20 protein-coding genes, 1 rRNA gene and 1 riboswitch are annotated in these 17,882 nt (G+C 70.6%); of the genes, 11 read left to right on the forward strand and 10 right to left on the reverse strand.

What is annotated here, in order from left to right; all coding sequences use genetic code 11:
- Nucleotides 1–10 precede the first annotated feature (10 nt).
- Nucleotides 11–76, reverse strand: a riboswitch (guanidine-III (ykkC-III) riboswitch).
- 23 nt (nucleotides 77–99) lie between these two features.
- Nucleotides 100–396, reverse strand: a complete 297-nt coding sequence (locus LQ757_RS11230; RefSeq protein ID WP_231047286.1) for an antibiotic biosynthesis monooxygenase family protein — start codon at nucleotides 394–396, stop codon at nucleotides 100–102.
- A gap of 133 nt (nucleotides 397–529) precedes the next feature.
- Here LQ757_RS11230 and LQ757_RS11235 point away from each other — a divergent pair, with 133 nt between their 5' ends.
- Nucleotides 530–1,090 (forward strand): cysteine hydrolase family protein, encoded by a 561-nt coding sequence (locus tag LQ757_RS11235; RefSeq protein WP_231047287.1) that lies wholly within the window; start codon nucleotides 530–532, stop codon nucleotides 1,088–1,090.
- 6 nt (nucleotides 1,091–1,096) lie between these two features.
- On the opposite strand, the gene LQ757_RS11240 is transcribed toward LQ757_RS11235, so the two are convergent.
- Complete coding sequence (locus tag LQ757_RS11240; protein ID WP_231047354.1) at nucleotides 1,097–1,447, reverse strand: DoxX family protein; 351 nt, start codon at nucleotides 1,445–1,447, stop codon at nucleotides 1,097–1,099.
- Nucleotides 1,448–1,483: 36 nt separating this feature from the next.
- Here LQ757_RS11240 and LQ757_RS11245 point away from each other — a divergent pair, with 36 nt between their 5' ends.
- The 3 genes from LQ757_RS11245 (at nucleotide 1,484) to LQ757_RS11255 (ending at nucleotide 4,059) form a co-directional block, all read left to right on the forward strand.
- Nucleotides 1,484–2,071 (forward strand): TetR/AcrR family transcriptional regulator, encoded by a 588-nt coding sequence (locus tag LQ757_RS11245; protein WP_231047288.1) that lies wholly within the window; start codon nucleotides 1,484–1,486, stop codon nucleotides 2,069–2,071.
- Nucleotides 2,072–2,143: 72 nt separating this feature from the next.
- Nucleotides 2,144–3,439: an O-acetylhomoserine aminocarboxypropyltransferase/cysteine synthase family protein gene (locus tag LQ757_RS11250; RefSeq protein WP_231047289.1), complete on the forward strand. Its 1,296-nt coding sequence runs from the start codon at nucleotides 2,144–2,146 to the stop codon at nucleotides 3,437–3,439.
- Complete coding sequence (locus LQ757_RS11255; RefSeq protein ID WP_231047290.1) at nucleotides 3,436–4,059, forward strand: CoA-binding protein; 624 nt, start codon at nucleotides 3,436–3,438, stop codon at nucleotides 4,057–4,059. The genes LQ757_RS11250 and LQ757_RS11255 overlap by 4 nt, the downstream gene beginning before the upstream one ends.
- Nucleotides 4,060–4,206: 147 nt before the next feature.
- On the opposite strand, the gene LQ757_RS11260 is transcribed toward LQ757_RS11255, so the two are convergent.
- Nucleotides 4,207–6,111, reverse strand: a complete 1,905-nt coding sequence (locus LQ757_RS11260; protein WP_231047291.1) for a CocE/NonD family hydrolase — start codon at nucleotides 6,109–6,111, stop codon at nucleotides 4,207–4,209.
- Nucleotides 6,112–6,354: 243 nt separating this feature from the next.
- Between LQ757_RS11260 and LQ757_RS11265 the strand changes: the two genes are divergently transcribed.
- From LQ757_RS11265 to LQ757_RS11285, 5 genes are all read left to right on the forward strand, one after another.
- On the forward strand, nucleotides 6,355–6,783 hold the full coding sequence (locus tag LQ757_RS11265; RefSeq protein WP_231047292.1) for a GNAT family N-acetyltransferase: 429 nt from the start codon (nucleotides 6,355–6,357) through the stop codon (nucleotides 6,781–6,783).
- A gap of 59 nt (nucleotides 6,784–6,842) precedes the next feature.
- A complete protein-coding gene (locus tag LQ757_RS11270) occupies nucleotides 6,843–7,253 on the forward strand; it encodes a putative quinol monooxygenase (protein ID WP_231047293.1) in 411 nt (136 codons plus the stop codon).
- A 48-nt stretch (nucleotides 7,254–7,301) separates the two neighbouring features.
- Nucleotides 7,302–7,907 (forward strand): TetR/AcrR family transcriptional regulator, encoded by a 606-nt coding sequence (locus LQ757_RS11275; protein ID WP_308195614.1) that lies wholly within the window; start codon nucleotides 7,302–7,304, stop codon nucleotides 7,905–7,907.
- A 95-nt stretch (nucleotides 7,908–8,002) separates the two neighbouring features.
- Nucleotides 8,003–9,379, forward strand: a complete 1,377-nt coding sequence (locus tag LQ757_RS11280) for an L-serine ammonia-lyase (RefSeq protein WP_231047295.1) — start codon at nucleotides 8,003–8,005, stop codon at nucleotides 9,377–9,379.
- A gap of 75 nt (nucleotides 9,380–9,454) precedes the next feature.
- Nucleotides 9,455–9,667: a hypothetical protein gene (locus LQ757_RS11285; RefSeq protein ID WP_231047296.1), complete on the forward strand. Its 213-nt coding sequence runs from the start codon at nucleotides 9,455–9,457 to the stop codon at nucleotides 9,665–9,667.
- A 24-nt stretch (nucleotides 9,668–9,691) separates the two neighbouring features.
- Here the strand turns inward: LQ757_RS11285 and LQ757_RS11290 are convergent, their stop codons facing one another.
- The 3 genes from LQ757_RS11290 to LQ757_RS11300 all read right to left on the reverse strand — a co-directional run bounded on the left by LQ757_RS11290 (nucleotide 9,692) and on the right by LQ757_RS11300 (nucleotide 12,625).
- A complete protein-coding gene (locus LQ757_RS11290) occupies nucleotides 9,692–10,216 on the reverse strand; it encodes a rhodanese-like domain-containing protein (protein ID WP_231047297.1) in 525 nt (174 codons plus the stop codon).
- 139 nt (nucleotides 10,217–10,355) lie between these two features.
- Nucleotides 10,356–11,642, reverse strand: a complete 1,287-nt coding sequence (locus LQ757_RS11295; protein WP_231047298.1) for a M18 family aminopeptidase — start codon at nucleotides 11,640–11,642, stop codon at nucleotides 10,356–10,358.
- A gap of 47 nt (nucleotides 11,643–11,689) precedes the next feature.
- Nucleotides 11,690–12,625, reverse strand: coding sequence for a J domain-containing protein (locus LQ757_RS11300; protein ID WP_231047299.1), 936 nt, complete (start codon nucleotides 12,623–12,625; stop codon nucleotides 11,690–11,692).
- 135 nt (nucleotides 12,626–12,760) lie between these two features.
- Here LQ757_RS11300 and LQ757_RS11305 point away from each other — a divergent pair, with 135 nt between their 5' ends.
- Nucleotides 12,761–13,189, forward strand: coding sequence for a DUF1761 domain-containing protein (locus LQ757_RS11305; RefSeq protein ID WP_231047300.1), 429 nt, complete (start codon nucleotides 12,761–12,763; stop codon nucleotides 13,187–13,189).
- Between the two features lie 41 nt (nucleotides 13,190–13,230).
- On the opposite strand, the gene LQ757_RS11310 is transcribed toward LQ757_RS11305, so the two are convergent.
- Nucleotides 13,231–14,769, reverse strand: a complete 1,539-nt coding sequence (locus LQ757_RS11310; protein WP_231047355.1) for a DUF7059 domain-containing protein — start codon at nucleotides 14,767–14,769, stop codon at nucleotides 13,231–13,233.
- A gap of 194 nt (nucleotides 14,770–14,963) precedes the next feature.
- Here LQ757_RS11310 and LQ757_RS11315 point away from each other — a divergent pair, with 194 nt between their 5' ends.
- Nucleotides 14,964–15,296, forward strand: coding sequence for a hypothetical protein (locus tag LQ757_RS11315; protein WP_231047301.1), 333 nt, complete (start codon nucleotides 14,964–14,966; stop codon nucleotides 15,294–15,296).
- Nucleotide 15,297: 1 nt separating this feature from the next.
- On the opposite strand, the gene LQ757_RS11320 is transcribed toward LQ757_RS11315, so the two are convergent.
- From LQ757_RS11320 to rrf, 3 genes are all read right to left on the reverse strand, one after another.
- The gene (locus tag LQ757_RS11320; protein ID WP_231047302.1) at nucleotides 15,298–15,711 is read right to left on the reverse strand and encodes a DUF3054 domain-containing protein; all 414 of its coding nucleotides are present in this window, start codon (nucleotides 15,709–15,711) and stop codon (nucleotides 15,298–15,300) included.
- Between the two features lie 45 nt (nucleotides 15,712–15,756).
- A complete protein-coding gene (locus tag LQ757_RS11325) occupies nucleotides 15,757–17,685 on the reverse strand; it encodes a thioredoxin domain-containing protein (RefSeq protein WP_231047303.1) in 1,929 nt (642 codons plus the stop codon).
- Nucleotides 17,686–17,785: 100 nt separating this feature from the next.
- Nucleotides 17,786–17,882, reverse strand: a 5S ribosomal RNA gene (rrf, locus tag LQ757_RS11330); the annotation flags it as partial.

Raw genomic sequence — 17,882 nt, forward strand, 5'->3', positions numbered from 1 at the left:
TCACTCCCTGAGTGCCAGTCTTGTCGCGTTCCGGGTACTGGGTTCCCTCGTCCGGGGTCGCGCGGTGCGACCTCCCCCGAGGCTAGCAAGCGCGACTGATCAGGCACTGTGCACGAGCGCGAAGTGCTCGACGACGGGGAACGGCTCATAGAACCCGTGCAGCAGTTCGCGCCACCGCCGGTACTGCGCCGAGCCGCGGAAGCCGACCTCGTGCGCCTCGACGCTCTCCCACCGAACGAGCAGCAGGTACTCGTTCGGCGTCTCGATCGAGCGCGACAGCGTGAGGTCGAGGAACCCCGGCATGCCCGCCATGATCGCCTTCGCCTCGCCGAACGCCGCTTCGAAGTCGGCCTCGCGGCCCGGGACGACGGGGAGGATCGCGTGCTCGAGGATCACCCGCCCACGCTACCGCGTCCCGAGAACAGGAATCCGCCCCGCGAACGCGGCGTGACTGCCTGTTCTCGTCGCCGAACCGCCAGATCCGCCTGTTCTCGGAACGCGCGCACGCCGTCGCGGGCACGATGGATCCATGGACTTCGACGACACCGCCGCCCTGATCGTGATCGACGTGCAGCAGGGCTTCGACGACCCGGCCTGGGGCGAGCGCGACAACCCCGACGCCGAGTCGAACATCGGCCGGCTCATCACCGCGTGGTCGAATGCCTCGCGCCCGGTCGTGATCGTCCGGCACGACTCCGTCTCGCCCGGCTCGCCGCTCGCGGCGGGCACTCCCGGCAATGCGCTGAAGGACGTGGTGGCCGGCGCCCCGCACGACCTGTTCGTGACGAAGCACGTGAACTCCGCATTCTACGGGGAACCCGACCTGCACGGGTGGCTGCAGGCACGCGGCATCCGTCAGCTCGTGATCTGCGGCATCCAGACGAACATGTGCGTCGAGACGACCGCGCGCATGGGCGGCAACCTCGGCTACGACGTGACGATGCCGCTCGACGCGACGCACACGTTCGACCTCGAGGGGCCGGGCGGCGTCCGCCTCACAGCCGCAGAACTGGCGCGCGCGACCGCCGTGAACCTGCAGGGCGGCGGCTTCGCCCGGGTCGTGACGACCCACGACGTGCTGTCGGCGTAGCCGGAGTCAGCGCGAGACCAGGTTCAGGGTTCCCGCGGCGATCGACAGCAGGGCGAGCACCACGGGCGTGCCCGCATGGCGCGCGTCGCCGTTCCGCAGGTGGAAGCCGATCGCGACCGCGAAGTACGCCGCGAGCGCGCCCGACGTGATCAGGCCGAGCGGAGCCCATGCGATAGCGATGATGAGCCCGGCCGCCGCGGCGAGGAGGAGCAACGCGAGCGGAGTGAGCCACCGCTCGGGCACGCCGGCGCGAGCGTAGTCGGCGACGACGTCGGGAGCGTGCGTGAGCTTTCGCGCCGCCGTGTAGGCGAGTGCCGCAGCCAGGAGCGACGAGACGATGACATACGCGACGAACATCACCACTCCAATCTAAACATGTGTTTAGATTCAAGCATGGCACAACCGAGCAACCGTGGAAAGCTCCTCGAGGCGACCCTGCGGTGCTTCGACCGATTCCCGCTCGACAAGATCACGGTGCGGGCCATCGCCGCCGAGGCCGGTGCGAATCCGGCCTCGGTCATCTACCACTTCGGCTCGCGTGACGCGCTGCTCTCAGCGGCCGCCGTCGAGGGCCTCGACCGGTGGCTGGCCGAGCTCGCCGCCGGGCTCACGACAGAACTCGACTCGGTCCCCGGCGACGACCCGGGCGCCAGGCTGACCCGCGCCGCTGCGATGGTGACCGCGACGCGAAGCGCGCGGACGCCGCTCACCCGCGCCTACACGGCAGCCGTGGCGATGTCGCTCCACGACGACAACGTGCGGCACACGCTCGCCGAGGGATTCCGCCGGGCTCGGCCGGCCCTCGCCGCCGTGCTCGGCCTCGGCGACGACGACGCCGGACAGGACGCGGCCGGCCTCCTGCTCGCGATGTTCCACGGAATGCTCGTGCAGACACTGCTCGACGACGACCTCGCGATCGACGGCGCACGACTCGATGCCGGTCTCCGCAGGGTGAACGCGGCTGCCGGCGCGACGGCTTGACGGTGGCGGAATCCGTTGCCCTTCGTTACGGCACCGAGCGGATGTCGCAGCGCCGCCGAGTAGCGTGAACCCATGGCAGATCGCGAATACGGCTTCAAGACCCGCGCCATCCACGCGGGCAACATCCCCGACACCGTGACCGGCGCTCGCGCGCTGCCGATCTACCAGTCGAGCGCCTTCGTCTTCGACGACACGGCCGATGCGGCGGCGCGCTTCGCGCTGCAGAAGTACGGCAACATCTACTCCCGGCTCGCCAACCCGACGGTCGCGAGCTTCGAAGAGCGCATCGCGAGCCTCGAGGGCGGCCTCGGGGCCGTCGCCACCGCAAGCGGATTGAGCGCGCAGTACATCACCTTCGCGAGTATCGCGGGCTCCGGCGACCACATCGTGGCGAGCGCGAACCTCTACGGCGGCTCGATCACGCAGCTCGACGTGACCCTGCGACGCTTCGGCGTCGAGACCACGTTCGTGCAGTCGGCGGATGCCGACGACTACGCCGCGGCCATCACCGACACGACGAAGGCCGTCTTCGTCGAGACGATCGCGAACCCGTCGGGCGAGATCGCCGACCTCGAGGCGCTCGCCGATGTCGCGCACGCGCACGGCATCCCCCTCATCGTCGACTCGACCATCCCGACCCCCTACCTCAACCGCCCCATCGAGTGGGGCGCCGACATCGTGACGCACTCGGCGACGAAGTTCCTCGGCGGGCACGGCACGACGCTCGGCGGCGTCGTCGTCGAGTCCGGCCGCTTCCACTGGCACTCCGACAAGTTCCCGCTGTTCGGCCAGCCGGTGCCGAGCTACGGCGGCCTCGAGTGGTCAGGCAACTTCGGCGAGTACGCGTTCCTCACGCGCCTGCGCGCCGAGCAGCTGCGCGACATCGGGCCGGCACTCGCCCCGCACTCGGCATTCCTGCTCGCGCAGGGCGTCGAAACCCTGCCATACCGCATCCAGGCCCACCTCGACAACGCCCGCGCGGTCGCCGAGTGGCTCGAGGCCGACCCGCGCATCGAGCGGGTGTGGTGGGCGGGCCTGCCGAACCACCCGCACCACGACCGCGCGAAGAAGTACCTTCCCAAGGGCCCTGGCTCGGTCTTCAGCTTCGAGGTCAAGGGCGGCCGCGCCGTCGGCCAGCGGCTCATCGAGTCGGTGAACCTCGCCTCGCACCTCGCCAACATCGGCGACGCGAAGACGCTCATCATCCACCCGGCGTCGACCACGCACGCGCAGCTCACCGAGCAGCAGCTCGTCGACGCAGGCGTGCTTCCAGGGGTCGTGCGGATTAGCGTGGGAATCGAAGACGTCGAAGACATCATCGACGATCTCGACCGGGCCCTCGCGGCCGCGACAGGAGCAGAACGATGACGATCACCGATGGCGCGACGACGGGGTTCGACGGCACGGCCGGGGCCGCGGCATCCGACGACCTCGAGACCGTGCAACTCGTCAACGGCCTGTCGTGCGAGCTTCCCGCGAACTCGCCGCTCGCGAAGCTGCTGCACTCGCAGCGCACCTGGATCGGGCCCGACGCGAAGGAGCGCCGCGCGATCCTGCGCGGAGCGAAGTCGGTCGCGATCGTCGGCGCCTCGCCGAACCCGGCACGCTCGAGCTACTTCGTCAGCACCTACCTGCAGCAGTCGAGCGACTACCGCCTGTACTTCGTGAACCCGAACGCGACCGAGATCCTCGGTCAGCCGGTGTACAAGAGCCTCGCCGACCTGCCCGAGGTGCCCGACATCGTCGACGTGTTCCGCCGCGGCAGCGACATCCCGAGCGTGATCGACGACGTCGTCGCCATCGGCGCGAAGACCATCTGGGTGCAGCTCGGCATCTGGAACGAGGATGCCGCGTACTACGGCGAGCAGCAGGGCCTCACGGTCGTCATGGACCGCTGCATCAAGGTCGAGCACGCCCGGTTCAACGGCGGGCTGCACCTGCTCGGCTTCGACACGGGGCAGATCACGGCACGCAAGACGCTGCGCTGACGCAATCGGTCGCGCGCTCGCCGACCTGCTGCGACGCCCGCATTCGCGAGCGAGCCCAGCGGCGTACGGACGTGTCCGTACACCGCTGAGCTCGCTGAGCCGGCGCGTTCGCCGGGCGCGTGGCGGGGCGTCTCCCCGCCGGGAGGGTCAGTTGTCGGGCCACACCGTTTCGTTGAGGTTGATGGGCAGGGTGCCCGGGCTCAGGTTCTCGGTGTCCTTCGCGGTCAGGTGACCCGGGCCGAAGCCGGCCATCGGGCCGGAGACCGGAAGGTTCAGCTTCGAACCGCTCAGGCTGACCGTGTAGGTGGTCGCCGCGTTGTCGACGGCCAGGACGCCGTTCCGGCTGCCGCTGATCACGAGGCCGAGCTGGTGACCTGCCGGGACGACGACGTCGTTGGCAGCCAGTTCGACGGTGACCTTGTGGTTGCCGGCGCCGTCCAGGCGGGCCCAGCCCCTGGCCAGCACCTGCAGCTCGGTGCTCGAGATGCGCTTGGCGACATCGTTGTAGCAGGCGTCGTCGGTTGCGGTTGCCGGGCCCCAGCAGGACTCCGTGCTCAGCGTTTGCGCACCGTCGCCCGAGGCGATGATGCGATCCATCACGCCGTAGTCGACCAGCATGACCGACACCTGCCCGAGCGGGGCGGTGTGCGTGACATCGAGGTCGAGGGTCGGCGTGCCGGAGATCCGAACGTCGTGCTGGGTCGTGCCGGTGAGGAACTGCAGCCGGTTGGCGTTGTCGCCGATCCGGACTGCGTTCGCCTCGCTCAGCGACGTGGAGTTGATGTAACTGGCCGTGGAGCGGTCCTGCTTGCCCAGCATCAGCGTGCCGTCGGAGTGCAGGTTCAGCGTCTGGGTGCGGGCCGACGAGATCGGCCAGGTCCGTGACTGCTCCCACTGGTTCGGCGCGGTCTCGACGCTCACCGCGGGCTCACGATCGATGCCGTTGTCGATGTCCATGAGCTCGTGGTCGAACCATCGGTGCAGGGTCTCGACCCACAGGGCGCGCTCGGAGTCGAAGGGGTCCACGTGCCCGAGGCGGGTGAGCCACATCTTGCGGTCCACGCCCTGCTCGCCGAGGTCGTCCCACCACTTCGAGGCATTCATCGTCTTGACGTTGTTGTCCTGCAGGCCGTGCATGATGAACACGCTGGCCTTGACCTTGGACACGTCGTAGTAGGTGCCCTGGCGGTAGTCGCGCTCGGCCCAGAAGTCGGTGTACGCACCGGTCTCGTCACCGTCGTTGGCGTTCATCCAGTTCAGCCGCGCCGAGCAGTCGGTCGCGATGGTCCGGTTGGACGCGACCGACCGGGAAAGGCTGCTCGGGTAGTTGATGGACTTCACCGCGCCCTGCCAGCGGTTGTAGTCGTACCACGAGCTGATCGCGCTGATCGGCACGATCGTCTTCAAGCCGTCGACGCCGGTGGCAGCGACACCGTTGGCCAGGGTCCCGTCATAGGACTTGCCGATCATGCCGGTCTTGCCATTGCTCCAGTCGGCGTCGACGACCGTGCCGCTGGCGTCGTGGGCGACCCCGTTGCCGTTCAGCCACTCCACGACGGCCTTGACCGACTCGATGTCGGAGCGGCCGCCTTCGTCGGTGCAGCCGGTCGAACGGGCGGTGCCGGCCATGTCGACGGCGACGAAGGCGTAGCCGCGGGGAACGAAGTAATTGTCGTAGTAGAGCGGGAACTTGACGAGGTTGCCGTCGGCGTCGTAGACCTTGCGCTCCGCCTCGTTGCCGCGTCCGGAGCTCAGGTAGTAGGGACTGGCGTCCATGATGATCGGGACCCGGGCGTTGCCGTCGAGTTCGCGTGGGCGAATGATGTCGGCAGCGATCCGCTCGTCGTCACCGTCACCATCGAGGTCGGGGGCGGTGACCCACACCGTCTCCCGAATGGCGCCGGCGTAATCGTAGATCGGGGCGGTGACGTTGTCGACGAGCGTGACCGGGGGGTTATCGGCCGGTGCCGCGCTGGCCACCCCCGCCGCGCCGAGTGCCAGCGGCGCGGCGATGGCCACCGAGCCGGCGAGGGCGAGAATTCTGGATTTCATTGAGGTCCTTCCATCACGGAAAACGCTCTCCTACAGAGTTGCTCAGCAACCTACGGTGCTGGAGGAGATTGGTCAACGATCTTCGGCGCGGCTGCGCATCCGGTGATCGGCAACGCCATCGAATGACGACCGGCCGTCGACACCGGCCGGATACCGCGCACGCCATCTCGTGCCGCGGCGAAGGAGCCGCGAATCGCAAAGTGGCACTTGCGCTCGCGGTCGCCCGGGCGGTGTCATCGAGAGATGCCTGACGATCTCTTCTTCTCCGACGACCCCGCCCGCCTCGATCGTGCCCGCATCCACGCCTGGCTGGCGGAGGAGTCGTACTGGGCCGAGGGGCGGCCGCTCGCGACGCAGCAGACGGCGGTCGACGCGTCGTGGAACTTCGGCGTGTACGACGCCGTCACCGGCGAACAACTCGCGTACGCGCGGGTCGTGACCGATCGGGCGACGTTCGCCTGGCTCTGCGACGTGTTCGTCGCGGGCGAGGCGCGCGGGCGCGGTGTCGGCGTCGCACTCGTCGACGGGGTGATGGCGGCGCTCGAGCCGCTGGGACTCAAGCGCGTCCTGCTCGCGACTGGCGACGCGCACGGTCTCTACGAGCGATTCGGCTTCCGGCCGCTCGACCGCCCGCAGGACTGGATGGCGCGCGTGGGCAGCCTCACGCGCTGACCGCACACTTCTGCCTTCGATCGTTGCCGTGAATTCGAATTCACAGTAGAGTCGTGAATATGAATTCACAGAACCAGCGCACCGATACTCCCATCGCCTTCTCCGCCGTGTACCGGGTCCATCCCGACGCACGGAACGAGCTGCCCGACTTCGTGACCGAGTACGTCGAAACCGTGCGAGCGAGCGGGCCCGGCACGCTCTCGCTCTCGGCGGGCGTGAGCGACGACGGCACGAGGCTCGCGATCACCGCCCTCCACGCTGACACCGACGCGATGGAAGAGCATCTCGTCACTGTCGCGCCGTTCATCGAACGTTCGTTCCAGCTCGCCACCGTCGAGTCCATCACCGTGGTCGGCACGCCGGGCCCTCGACTCAGCACCGCCCTCGAGGCGAATGGCTCGGCCGGCGCGAGTGTGACGGTCGTCGAGTGCGCGAAGGGCTTCGTCGAAGCCGGTGCGGGTCCGCGCTGATACGCTGAACAGCCATGAACCCGTCGCTCACGATCGCCTCCTCGACCGGTGCCCCGCCGCACGCCTGAGCAGACCGAGCGACTCCGGGCAGATCTCATCGGCCACGCTCGCGTCCTCATGAGGCGCGACGGCGCGTCGGCGCTCACGATGCAACGCCTCGCGAGCGAGGCCGGCTGTGCGGTGGGCCTCATCTACAAGGTCTTCGCCGATCGCGAAGAATTGATGATCGAGATCGCGGTCTCCGAACTCGGCGACCTGGGCCACCGCATGGCGGCCTGGGCCGCCGAGTCCGGTACCCGCACCATCAGCGAGAACCTCGACGCGTACGCGAGCATCCTCCTCGATGCCGAGACACCGGCCCTCGTCCACGCCGAGTCGCTTCCCGGCGAGCGACTCACGACGCGGTTCGCGGAATCCGCCGAGGCCTCGACCTTCTTCGACGCGCTGGGCTCCGCCGTCACCGACTACCTCGGCGGGGAGCAGCGAGCCGGGCGCGTTCGGCGCGAGGTCGATCCCGCCGCATTCGGCTTCATGATCGCCGGAGCGATCCACAACCTCCTGGCATCCGGCCCGGGTCATCCCCGCCCCACCCGGGCGCAACTCTCGCGATACCTGAGCGCCGTTGCGACCACGATCGAGTCGCCCCCGGCCTGACGGGGTCCGCACCGCGTGCGCCGACAGCGCTTCCCACGCAAGATCCTGCAGCATTCCGACAGATGCGTGCGCGACCTGCGGCGTAGCCTTGAAGCGTGACAGCGTTCGTCTCTGCCCTCGATCTCTTCTCGATCGGGATCGGCCCCTCGAGTTCGCACACCGTCGGCCCGATGCGGGCGGCACGGGCGTTCGTCGAGACCCTCGACGCAGACGGGCGGCTCGACCGCGTCACGCGCATCACCTGCTCGCTCTACGGTTCGCTCGGCGCCACGGGCCTCGGCCACGGCACGCCCGACGCGGTGGTCGCCGGGCTTGCAGGCCTCGAACCGCACGACTGCGACCCCGACGCGGTGCGCGGAGCCTGGTCGCGCCTCGGCGAGGCGGGCGCCGAACTTCGCGTGATGGACAGACGTCCGGTGCGGATGTCGCAGGCCGACGTCTCCCTCGAGCCTCGCACCCGACTGCCCGGCCACCCGAACGCCATGACGCTGCAGGCCTGGGGCGACGACGGTGCGCTCCCCCTCGCCGAAGAGACCTACTACTCGGTCGGCGGCGGGTTCATCCGCCGCGATGGCGATGCGCCCGAGCAGTCCGAAGCGCTGCGGCATCCGCTCCCCTACTCGAACGCGGCCGAACTGCTCGAGCTGTGCGACGAGCACGGCGTCTCGTTCTGCGATGTCGCGCGCTTCAACGAGGTCGCCGTGCACGGCGAGCAGGGCATCGACGCGGGCCTCGACGCCATCTGGGCGGCCATGGCCGAGTGCGTCGCACACGGGCTCGCGACCGAGGGAACGCTGCCGGGCGGATTGCGCGTGAAGCGCCGGGCGCCCGAGGTTCGCCGTCGCCTCGAAGAGTACGACCGCGACGAGCATGTCCGCGACACCTCGACCGAATGGCTGCACGCGTTCGCGCTCGCGGTGAACGAGGAGAACGCCTCGGGTGGGCGCGTGGTGACCGCGCCGACGAACGGCGCGGCCGGCATCCTCCCCGCCGTCGGCCACTACTACCTGCGCTTCGTGCCCGGCGCCGACGCGGCCGGCATCCGGCGGTTCCTGCTCACGGCCTCGGCGATCGCCTCGCTCGTGAAGAAGAACGCCTCGATCTCGGGCGCCGAGGGCGGCTGCCAGGCCGAAGTCGGGTCGGCATGCGCCATGGCGGCCGGCGCCCTGTGCGCCGTGCTCGGGGGCACCGCACGGCAGATCGAGAACGCAGCCGAGATCGCCATGGAGCACCACCTCGGCCTGACGTGCGACCCCGTCGCCGGCCTGGTGCAGGTGCCCTGCATCGAACGCAACGCGATCGCCGCATCGACGGCGGTCTCGGCCGCGCGGCTCGCCCTGCACGGCGACGGCACCCACCTCGTGTCGCTCGACACCGTCATCGAGACGATGCGCCAGACGGGCCTCGACATGATGACGAAGTACAAGGAGACGAGCGAGGGCGGCCTCGCGGTGAACGTCATCGAGTGCTGACGTCCCCGTCAGGCGGTGCCGTGTCCCCCGATCGGGCCCCTCGTGCGGACGCCGTCGTTCTGGCACGCTGTGCTGATGGACACCCTCGCCGCCCCGACTCCCGACCCGAGCACCTTCGACCTGCTGTGGGGCGCCGGCTTCATCGGCATCATCATCGGCCTCGTCATCTACCTGGCCGTGCTCGCCCTCATGCTGTGGATCGGCTACCTCATCATCAAGGCCGCGGTGCGCAACGGCCTGCGTGAGCACACGCTGTGGCTCGAGAGCCGGCGGGGTCCGCTGCGATAGCCGCCGAGGTGCGCCCGCCGCGCGTCAGCAGGCGCAGCTGATCACACCGACCGAGCCCGCGGGCAGCGGCGCGCCGCCGACCCCGGCCGCGGCGACGTTCGTCAGTGCGTCGACAGGGCGCTGCCTCATCCCGTCGGGAGTGTCGTGGGCGAACCCCTCGCGCACCCAGTACTCGAACCCGCCGAGCATCTCCTTCACCGGGTAGCCGAGCCGCGCGAACTCGAGTGCGGCGCGCGTCGCGCCGTTGCAGCCGGGGCCCCAGCAGTACACGACCACGGGAGTCCCTGCCGGGATGCACGACGTCGCCTCCTCCGCGATCCGCCGGCCCGGCAGGTGCAGCGCACCGGGCACGTGCCCCTGCGCCCACGACGCGTCGCTGCGGGTGTCGACCACGACGAACCCGGGTTCGTCGGCCGCGAGCGCGGCCGCGACATCCGACACGTCGGACTCGAACGCGAGGCGCCCGCGGAAGTGCGCGATCGCCTCGTCGGCGGTCGCGACGTGCGCGAACAGGGCGGAAACCGCTTGGGTCGTCGTGGCGTCGCTCATGACGACAGCCTGCCAGCCCGATCGCACCCGACGAGGTTCAGATCACGCCGCCGTAGCGCGAGATCCGGCCAGATTCCACCGGCCCGCCCGCCGCCGGCCCGCCAGCCCCCAGCCCGCCGGCATGCGGCCCGATCCGGTGTCAGGCCGACGCGAAGAACTCGCTCACGGCGGCGCCGAGGGCGGCGAGGTCGTCCACGTGCGCGAGCTCGCGCGCCGAGTGCATCGACAGCAGGGGCACGCCGACGTCGACCGTGCGGATGCCGAGGCGCGTCGCGGCGAGCGGGCCGATCGTCGAGCCGCACGGGATCGAGTTGTTCGACACGAACGCCTGCGTCGGCACTCCAGCGCGCCGGCACACATCCCTCCAGAGGGCGCTGCCGATCGCATCGCTCGCGTACCGCTGGCTCGCATTCAGCTTGAGCAGCGGGCCGCCGCCGAGCACCGGCCGGTTGCCGGGATCGTGCCGCTCGGAGTAGTTGGGGTGCACCGCGTGCCCCGCGTCGGAGGAGAGGATCCACGAGTCGGCGAAGGCCCGCCGCCGTTCGATCTCGCCGGCGCCGAGGGCCGCCGAAACGCGCACGAGCACGTCTTCGAGCACCGGGCCGCTCGCACCCGAGCGCGACTCGGAGCCGAGCTCCTCGTGATCGAACGCGGCGAGCACGCTGACGTGCGCCGCGTCGTCGGGCGCGGCGAGCAGCGCGACGAGACCGGCGTACACCGAACTCAGGTTGTCCATGCGACCGGCGGCGAAGAACGCATCGGCGAGCCCGAAGCGGGCCGGCGCCTGGGTGTCGGCGAGCAGCAGGTCGTGGCCCTCGACGTCGTCCGACGCGATGCCGGCCCCGCGGAGCGCGACCGCGAGCAGGTCGGCGTCGCCGTCGAGATCGCCTGCCGAACCCCAGATCGGCTGGGTGTGCCGCTGCTTGTCGAGGGTGAGCCCCTTGCTGTTCACCTCGCGGTCGAGGTGGATCGCGAGCTGCGGGATGCGCAGCATCGGACCGGTGCGAACGAGGTGCGTCGCGCCATCGGCGGTGGCCACGCGACCGGCGAGCTCGAGCTCTCGATCGAGCCACGAATTTATCAGGGGCCCGCCGTAGACCTCGACGCCTGCCTGCAGCACGCCCTCTGAATTCGACGTCGGGTTGGGCTTCAGCTTGAACGACGGCGAGTCGGTGTGCGCGCCGAGGATGCGGAACGGCGTCGCGGCGCCGGCCCCCGCCGTCTGCACCCACGCGATGACGGCACCATCGCGCACGATGACCCGACGCCCCGGAGTCGCCGGCCACTCGGCCGTCTCGTCGAGGCGCTCGAATCCGGCCTCCTCGAGCCGCCGGGCGACCTCTGCGGCCGCGTGGTACGACGTCGGGGAGGCTTGGATGAACGCGGCGAGGTCGGCGATGTACACGTCAGTGTCGAGGGCAGGCATGCCTCCATCCAACACCGGCCGACACCCTCGTGCGAAACCCGCCGCGCTCAGGCGAACCGCACGACCGCCTGCAGCCGCGCGCGAACCTCCATGAGTTCGGTGCCGCCGAGGTGGGCCGACCCCGGCAGTCCTTCTCGCACCGCGCTCACAAGCCTCGAGCGTCGCACGAGCGCCACCGCCGCCCCGCGCAGGCTGCCGCCGAGCTCGAGCGGCTGCTCGGCATGCTCGTCGGGCACGACCACGACGAGGGCGGTGGGCTTCACGCGCGCCGCCCGCCCGATCGCCTTGGCTCGCGCGGCGAGCGCGCGGATCGGCCGTTCACCGCCGAGCGCCTCGCCGACGAGCTCGCCGCGCTTCAGCGCCACCGGCGCGCCCCAGTCCTCGGACTGGATCGCGAACAGCCCGGTGGGCCCGAGCACGAGATGGTCGAGCTTGGGCGGCAGACCGCGGCCCGCCGCATCGGTCGCGAGGTCGTGCCAGATCGTGTAGGCGATTCCGAGAGAGGCGAGCGAACGTGCGGTCGCCTCTTCGGCGAGCGCATCGGCGAGCACGTGACGGATGTCGCGGGGCGCGCTCCGCACGAGGGCCGGGTCGTAGGGGTCCTCCAGCGTGACGCCGCGCCCGGCCCACTCGCGCACGAGCGCGAGGTAGGTCTCACGCGACAAGCCGCCGGGGTGCCCGTACGACCGTGCCTGGGGCCGCGAATCACCTCGGGGCTTCGGCGCCGCCGGGGCCCACGGTGCGTGAGGTGCGTCGGAGGGTGCCACCGTGCGGGCGCCGCGATCGAAGGCAGCTCGCGCCTCGGGCGTGCCGACGAGCTCCCACGCAGCCTGGACGGCGTGGAATCGGATCACGTCGCCGCCGGTGTCGGGGTGGGCGCCGCGCAGGGCGCGCCGGTACGCGAGGCGCAGGGTCGCGGCATCCGCGTCGGCGGCGACGCCGAGCACCTCGTACGGTGAGTCGGAGAGCGGACTGTCGGGCATGGGCTCGCTTTCGATATGCGACCACGAGAATACCGTCGCGAGCAGGGGAATCGCCGAGTCGTGGCGCTCTCGCCCGCGACGATTCCTCAGGGATAGACTCCGTGCAGGCCCGAGGGGCCGCCGAAGGGGGCCGAAATGGTGGTCGAGGTCAATTACTGGGCCGTGGTGGTCGCGACACTGTCGACGATGGTCGTCGGGTCGATCTGGTACACGCCGAAGGTCTTCGGCAACTACTGGATGCGGGTCGCGAAGGTCGACGATTCCGGCGAACGCAACGCCGTCGCGCCGATTCTCATGACCCTCGTCGTGAGCTTCATCTCGGCGTGGGTGCTCGCGCTCGCGACGCAGGTGGCCTGGGAGGCGCTCGGCGGCAACTACCTCGTCATGGCCATCACCACCGGCCTCATGCTCTGGGCGGGCTTCACGGCGGCGCGGTTCATCACGCACGATGCGTTCGAGGGGCGCCCGGCCGGGCTCACCATCCTCAACATCGCGCACGAGCTCGTCACCGTGCTCGTGATGGCGCTCATCATCGGCGTGTGGCCGCCCGAGGGCACCGTCTGACGTCTGCGCGTACCGACGCCGAGAGCGGATGACCCTGCCGGTCACTCGCTCGGCAGCAGCAGCATCCCGTCGTCGATGAGGGCTCGCACTGCCGGCAGCAGCTCCGCCGCGAGCGCCTGCTCGTCGACCTCGAGCAGCTGCGCGAGCGCCCCGATGATCGCCCCCACCGCGAGTTCGCCGTCGCAGGCGCCGACGAGCGCCGCGAGTCCCGTGCCGAGCACGACCGTGCGCGCGAACCCGCCGCCCTGTCGCAGCAGCATCGCGGTCGGGTCGTCGTCGCCCGGCCAGTAGTGCCGCTCCTCGGTGACGTCGCCGGCGACGGTCAGGCGGGTCGCGCCGAGCTCGCCGTCGGTCAGCGCCGACTGGCGGTCGTGCGCGATGAGGCAGTCGGCGAGATGGCCGCCGAGTCCTGCCCCGACGTCACCGAGCGGACCGTGCAGCCGCTCGACACGAGCCGGCCCGGTCGAGCCTCGAGCCCCGGTCGCGACATCCGCCGCGTCACCCCGCCGCAGCAGCACGTACCCGAACCCGACGCGATCGACACCACGGGCCTCGAAGTCGTCGAGCCACGCCGTGTACAGGCGGTCGAATGCATCCGTTCCCGGACGGGTGCCGCCGTCGCGGATCCAGGTCTCGGCGTACTCGGTGACGTGTTGCACCTCGCGCTCGACGATCCAGTGGTCGAGGTCGCCGGCCCACTCGGCCGCGCGCGCGAGGCCGTCGTGGTCGCCCGCGTACTCCCAGTTGCCGAGCAGCTGCGCGACGCCGCCCGGTTCGAGGTGGTCGCCCGCGGCCCGGATCACGGCTTCGACGAGTGCGTCGCCGACCATGCCCCCGTCACGGTAGTCGTACTCGGGCACCCCCTCGGTGCGGGGAGTGATGACGAACGGCGGGTTCGACACGATGCGATCGAACCGCTCGCCCGCGACCGGCTCGTAGAGGCTCCCGAGACGCAGCTCGACGCCGTCGATGCCGTTCAGTTCGAGGTTCATGCCGGCGAGCCTCAGCGCCCGCTCCGAGATGTCGGTCGCGACGACCCGGTCGGCGAAGCGCGACGCGTGCATCGCCTGGATCCCGCACCCCGTGCCGAGGTCGAGGACGCTCCTCGCGGGGGTAGGCAGCATCAGCCCCGCCAGCGTCGTCGAAGCGCCGCCGACGCCGAGCACGTGCTGCTCGCCGAGCGCGCCCCCGATCGCGAGCTCGCCGAGATCCGAGAGGATCCACCACTCGCCGATCCCCCGCGCATCGGTGAACGCGTAGGGCCGCAGATCGAGCGAGGCCACGACGGATGTCCCGCGCCGCGCGATCAGCCCGAGTTCCACTGCCGCGTCGACCCCGAGCTCGGGCAGCGCGCGGGCGAGGTCGTCGGCGGGCACCGGGAGACCCAGCACGAACAGCTCGGCGAGGGCGGCGAGATCGGCGGATGACCCGTGCTCGGCTCGACGCGCCTCGAGCACGCGCCGCGCGGGCACGCGTTCGCCGCGATGCAGCGCCGCCGCGGCGTCAGCGCCCCAGAGCGCTTCCAGCGCGCCGACCGTGAAGCCCGCCCTCCGCAGATCGCTGCCCAGTCGGCCCAGCAGGCTCCTCGTACGATCGGAGGTGTGGTCGCTGGGGTCGGCGTACAGCTCGGCATTCACCCGTCAATTCAAGCGCACGCCCATGATCGTCACACGGCCGTCATCAGGCGTCCATCTCAGGTTGCGTCCCGTAACCCCGATGTCACACGTTGCGCGTAGCGTGGGCGTACGATCGTGACAGCGAGGGGAGGCCGCTCATGGATGAAGCATCGACGCTCGAGCGTCTGCGCCAAGACGCGCGCGACGAGCTCGCCGCGCTCATCGAGTTGCGCTGCCGCCTGGGCGAAGACCCGTGGATGTTCCTCCCCGACCTGCCATCCGTCGACGAGCAGGTCGTCGCGACGCTGCGCGAAGAGCGCATGCACTCCGACGAATGGCGACCGGCCCGCGCGCGGGCCTACCACCCGGCGGCACACGAGGGCGAGGTCGCTCGGTTCGAGTACGACCTGCTACGGGGCATCGCGCTCGACCACCCCGAATTGAGCGCGGCCGTGTGGTCGGTGCTCGACCGGGTGCCGGCGGCCTGGTGATTCAGGCCGCGTCGGCCTCGACACGGCGCGTGCGGTTCGCACGACGTGTCACGAGCAGGGCGACGAGCCGCCAGCCGAGCAGCATCGCCGCGAGCGTGAGCGCCGCGACGATCACGAACGCCGGCTGTACACCCTGACCCGAGGCGACGCGCAGCAGCATGCCGCCGCCGACGGTCGCCGCCCATACCACCGCGCCCGTCGGCCACACGGCGAACGGACGCCGCCACGCTCGCATTGCGAGCCACCCTGCCGCCGCGCCGACGAGGAACGGCCACGCCGTCTGCACGATGCCGCCCAGCGAGAGCGCTTCCTCGTGGTTGCGGCGCCCGATGAGCACGAACACGAGGATGAGCGCGGCGTCGAGCGCCGCCGCCGTCACGATCGGTGCGGTGCGGGCGGGCGTGCTTCGGCTCATGCACCCATCGTACGGAACGGCACCTGCGCGACAGCCGGGCCGCGGTCAGCCGTCCGTCGCGTCGCCGTCGACCGATGCGAGCGCCTCGAGCGCGCGGGCATCGACGACCGGCAGCGCGCAGACGAACTCGGTGCAGCGATGAGCCGCGGCGCGTCCGTGCAGCAACCCGCGTTCGGCGAACAGCTCGAAGCCGGCTGCTGCGAATGCCCGCGCCTGCGATTCGGTCACGATGGCGGTGACGGATGCCTCGTGCCCGCGAGTCGCTCGCACGAGCTCATCGGCCGCGCCCACGCCCGCGGCGGTCGCCTCCGCGCCATCGGGCACGACCGTGACCAGTTGCACCACCGGCGCGACGGATCTCGCCATCAGCCGCAGCGTGCTGCCGAACGCGATCGGCCGGACGAGGGCCGCACCCGCCACGCGCCGCATCGCCGCCTCGGCCGCGACACGATAACGGTCGCCTGCCCCGAGCAGCCAGAGCGTCCAGACAGCGTGTGCGCACGCCGAGACGCCCGACGGCATCGCCCCCTCGCCGGGATCGTCGTCGAGGGCGAGTCCCCGCGCGGCCAGCACCGGGTCCCCTCCGCCGGGAGCCCGGAACGGGAGTGGAGCGACGTCGTGACCGCCGGTGTCGGCCTCGGCGGCAGCCAGCGCGGCATCGATGAGCGAGCGTGCCTCGACGGCGTACCGTGCTTCGCCCGTCGCCAGCGCGAGTTCGAGCAGACCGCTCGCGAGCATTCCGGTGTCCTCGAGGGTCGCCCGCGAGCTCGAGACCTGTGCATCGCGCGACGCCCGCACGAGGCGATCGGGGCGCACGTGGTGCTCGAGCAGGAATCGCGCGGCACGTTCGGCCGAGGCGAGTGACGTCGTGTCCCCGAACACGACCGCCGCGCGCGAGAGCGCACCGATCGCGAGGCCGTTCCACCCCGTCAGCACCTTCTCGTCGAGCCCAGGTGGCTCGAGCATGCGACGGGTCTCGAGATCGGCGCGATAGTAGCCGCCCTCGTTGCGCGCCCCGTCGATGATGCTCTCGGAGTCCTGGGCGCTCGCGAACCCGCCGGCCGGCAGTTGCATCGTGTCGGCGAGGAACCGGATGATGCCGCGCGCGATCGCCTCGGGCGCGACGTCGGCGGGGAACGCTCGCGTCAGTTCGACGCTCGCCGACAGGAGCTGCGCGTTGTCGGTGAGCATGCGCTCGTAATGCGGTTCGCTCCAATCGGCTCGTGTCGCGTAGCGGAAGAAGCCGCCGTCGACCGGGTCGCGGAGCGGAGAGGCACCCATGAGCCGCATCGTGCGGAGTGCGAGGGCCCGCCCGTCCCCGGGCGACGACGCCAGGAACCGCAGCACCGGCCCGACCGGGAACTTCGGAGCACCGCCGAATCCGCCATGGACCCGGTCTTCGTCTTCGGCCAGTTGGGCGACCACCTGGCGCAGCGTTTCGGCCGACGGCAGATCGCCCGCCGTGCGGGCTGCGGATGCCTCGGCGAGTGCGTCAGCGACCGCCGCTGCGGTCTGGTCGATCTCATTGCGACGCTCTCGCCAGGCTTCGCCGACGGCTGCGAGCACCTGGCGGAACGAGGGAAGGCCTCGAGTGGGTTGGGGCGGAAAGTAGGTGCCCGCGTAGAACGCTCGCCCATCGGGGGTCGCGAACACGGTCAACGGCCACCCGAGCTCTCGCGTGAACGCCGATGCGGCAGCCATGTAGGTGGCGTCGACGTCGGGATGCTCCTCGCGATCGACCTTGATCGCGACGTACCGGTCGTTGAGCTCGTGCGCGAGCACGGGGTCGCTGAAGCTCTCGCGAGCCATGACGTGACACCAGTGGCACGTCGCGTAGCCGATCGAGATCAGCACCGGCACATCGCGGGCGCGGGCCTCGTCGAACGCCGCTTCGCCCCACGGGTACCAGTCGACGGGATTCCCCGCGTGCGCCCGGAGGTACGGGCTCATGGCGTCGGCGAGTCGGTTCCCCATCCCCTCAGCGTACTTGTGCTGCGGTGGAGGGGCTCGGCTCAACGAACTCGGCTTAACGAAAGAGAGCCGCCCAACCTTGGGCGGCTCTCTTCGAATGGATGTCCGGCGGTGTCCTACTCTCCCACAGGGTCCCCCCTGCAGTACCATCGGCGCTGCGAGTCTTAGCTTCCGGGTTCGGAATGTGTCCGGGCGTTTCC

The organism is Agromyces cavernae, from assembly GCF_021044935.1.
Classification (GTDB): Bacteria; Actinomycetota; Actinomycetes; order Actinomycetales; family Microbacteriaceae; genus Agromyces; species Agromyces cavernae.

Excerpts from the sequence above, each read along its gene's own strand:
- LQ757_RS11285 (WP_231047296.1), top strand. The coding sequence starts at position 9,455 with ATGGACACCCTCGCCGCCCCGACTCCCGACCCGAGCACCTTCGACCTG.
- LQ757_RS11325 (WP_231047303.1), bottom strand. The coding sequence starts at position 17,685 with ATGGGGAACCGACTCGCCGACGCCATGAGCCCGTACCTCCGGGCGCAC.
- LQ757_RS11270 (WP_231047293.1), top strand. The coding sequence starts at position 6,843 with ATGAATTCACAGAACCAGCGCACCGATACTCCCATCGCCTTCTCCGCC.
- LQ757_RS11240 (WP_231047354.1), bottom strand. The coding sequence starts at position 1,447 with ATGTTCGTCGCGTATGTCATCGTCTCGTCGCTCCTGGCTGCGGCACTC.
- LQ757_RS11315 (WP_231047301.1), top strand. The coding sequence starts at position 14,964 with ATGGATGAAGCATCGACGCTCGAGCGTCTGCGCCAAGACGCGCGCGAC.
- LQ757_RS11250 (WP_231047289.1), top strand. The coding sequence starts at position 2,144 with ATGGCAGATCGCGAATACGGCTTCAAGACCCGCGCCATCCACGCGGGC.
- LQ757_RS11295 (WP_231047298.1), bottom strand. The coding sequence starts at position 11,642 with ATGCCTGCCCTCGACACTGACGTGTACATCGCCGACCTCGCCGCGTTC.
- LQ757_RS11300 (WP_231047299.1), bottom strand. The coding sequence starts at position 12,625 with ATGCCCGACAGTCCGCTCTCCGACTCACCGTACGAGGTGCTCGGCGTC.
- LQ757_RS11290 (WP_231047297.1), bottom strand. The coding sequence starts at position 10,216 with ATGAGCGACGCCACGACGACCCAAGCGGTTTCCGCCCTGTTCGCGCAC.
- LQ757_RS11260 (WP_231047291.1), bottom strand. The coding sequence starts at position 6,111 with ATGAAATCCAGAATTCTCGCCCTCGCCGGCTCGGTGGCCATCGCCGCG.
- LQ757_RS11255 (WP_231047290.1), top strand. The coding sequence starts at position 3,436 with ATGACGATCACCGATGGCGCGACGACGGGGTTCGACGGCACGGCCGGG.
- LQ757_RS11235 (WP_231047287.1), top strand. The coding sequence starts at position 530 with ATGGACTTCGACGACACCGCCGCCCTGATCGTGATCGACGTGCAGCAG.
- LQ757_RS11245 (WP_231047288.1), top strand. The coding sequence starts at position 1,484 with ATGGCACAACCGAGCAACCGTGGAAAGCTCCTCGAGGCGACCCTGCGG.
- LQ757_RS11320 (WP_231047302.1), bottom strand. The coding sequence starts at position 15,711 with ATGAGCCGAAGCACGCCCGCCCGCACCGCACCGATCGTGACGGCGGCG.
- LQ757_RS11305 (WP_231047300.1), top strand. The coding sequence starts at position 12,761 with ATGGTGGTCGAGGTCAATTACTGGGCCGTGGTGGTCGCGACACTGTCG.
- LQ757_RS11265 (WP_231047292.1), top strand. The coding sequence starts at position 6,355 with ATGCCTGACGATCTCTTCTTCTCCGACGACCCCGCCCGCCTCGATCGT.